The organism is Actinophytocola xanthii (assembly GCF_001921205.1).
GTDB lineage: Bacteria > Actinomycetota > Actinomycetes > Mycobacteriales > Pseudonocardiaceae > Actinophytocola > Actinophytocola xanthii.
In genome coordinates this window covers 1-764 of sequence record NZ_MSIE01000189.1, presented here as the reverse complement: position 1 = coordinate 764, position 764 = coordinate 1, and the positions used below count along the sequence as shown (strand labels likewise).

Genomic DNA, 764 nt, shown 5'->3' with positions numbered 1-764 from the left:
GCCGGCCGCGCCGGACCGGGTCAGCTCGGCCATCGCGGCCCGCAGCTCGTCGCGCTCGGGCACGGCGGCCGTCGCGCTCCCGCCGCCGACCAGTCCGACGGCCAGCGTCGCGACCAGCGCCACGCCGGCCGTTCGCCTCGTTATCGCCCCCATGAGGACACCCCTTCGCCCTTGGGCCGAGGGCTCGTCCCCCGGCCCAACGATCCTCGCCTGCCGCCGGTCGCCGCCACATCGGCTGCGCGACCGATCCGTCCTCGTCCGCGCGGAGTACCCGCGGGTAGGACTCAGAGGTGCGGCGTGACCGCCGTGGCGAACGGCGCGGTCGGCTCCTCGGCGCCGCAGAGCGCGGTGGCCATGAGGTCCTGCAGGGCGTAGACGTACCTGATGGCGGCCTCCTGGTCGGTGAGGTCGACCGCCCCCAACGTCACCGACACCACCAGCCGCCGCGCACCGTTAGTGCTGCGGAGCAGGAACGAGTTGTACCCGTGGATGCCGCCGCTGTGACCCTCGTAGACGCCACCGCACTCCTCGGAAGTGGGCACCACCTCGAGGCCGAGGCCGTAGGAGTCCCCTCCCTGGCTCGGCACCGCCGCCCGCAGCTCCGCGAGCAGGTCTGCGGGGAGCAGGTCACCGCCGAGCAGGGCGTTGGCGAACCGGTCCAGGTCACGGGTAGTGCTGATGATCTCGCCCGCGGCGTATGCCCGGCTCGGGTTCGTCCAGGACATGTCGAGCACGCGCAGCCGGCCCTGGTGCTGGTAGGCGTA

The 764-nt window shown here is 73.3% G+C and carries 1 protein-coding gene; it reads right to left on the bottom strand.

The window, feature by feature from the left end:
* Positions 1–284 precede the first annotated feature (284 nt).
* Positions 285–764, bottom strand: a 480-nt coding sequence (locus tag BU204_RS37865) for a serine hydrolase (protein WP_143230065.1), incomplete at its 5' end; no start/stop codon positions are given.